The sequence below is a fragment of the Oleiphilus sp. HI0079 genome, from assembly GCF_001635105.1.
Genome location: NZ_LWFT01000726.1, coordinates 1 through 921 on the forward strand (window position 1 = coordinate 1; position 921 = coordinate 921).

The window sequence follows — 921 nt, forward strand, 5'->3', positions numbered from 1 at the left end:
ATCAAAGGTGAAGCGATATACGTCTATGTGACACCCATGGCTGGAACCGAGCTAGCGCAAAACGCGACGGACTTATTGAAGCAACATGTGCGCGTTGAGATGGGGCCGGTTGCCACTCCGGATTGTATTCAATGGGTTGAAGCTCTCCCGAAGACCCGTTCGGGTAAAATTATGCGCCGAATTTTGCGTAAAATCGCCGCCAACGAGTTTGATAATTTGGGCGATACCTCTACCCTGAATGATCCAAGTGTGGTCGATGCCTTGATAGAGGGGCGCCAAGAGACATAGTCCGATTTCCGTGCCAGATACGGTAGCCTTTTCAGGGAGGAAAAGGCTATGCTTACGGCTATAGCAGTCGTGCTTTGAAGGACATAATAATGTATAAAATCCACATCGCGGATGACCACCCCCTTTTTCGAAATGCCTTATTGGGTGTGTTAAATACGCACCTACCTGAAGCAAGCATTACAGAATCCTCTGATCTCGAAAGTACCCTAAAAGCGCTGGATCAAAACTCCGATATTGATTTGTTATTGCTTGATCTGCATATGCCGGGCAGCCAGGATTTGTTTGGACTTGTCACAGTAAGAGAGCGTTTCCCGACCATCCCGCTTATCGTCATTTCTGCTCGCGAAGATACCGAAACGATTAGTCGGTGTGTGGGCCATGGATCAAGTGGCTTTATTCCAAAGTCTTCGTCGCCGACAACGATCAAAGAGGCCATTGAGCAGGTGATGGATGGCGAGGCTTGGGTGCCAGCGACAGTGCGCCAAAGTTTGCGCCGAATTGATAACGAAGAACGTGATCTCGCCGCAAAGGTCGCGGCCTTAACGCCGCAGCAATACCGTGTTTTGTGTTTTCTACGCGAAGGCTGGTTAAACAAGCAGATCGCCTACGAAATCGGCGTAACCGAGGCAACGG

Annotated in this window: 1 protein-coding gene and 1 pseudogene; both read left to right on the forward strand. The window is 49.7% G+C overall.

The genetic code is table 11. The features are described from left to right. Window positions 1–288, forward strand: a pseudogene (locus tag A3750_RS13120) (acetyl-coenzyme A synthetase); the annotation flags it as partial. Between the two features lie 89 nt (window positions 289–377). Then, window positions 378–921, forward strand: a 544-nt coding sequence (locus tag A3750_RS13125) for a response regulator transcription factor (RefSeq protein WP_068548352.1), incomplete at its 3' end; no start/stop codon positions are given.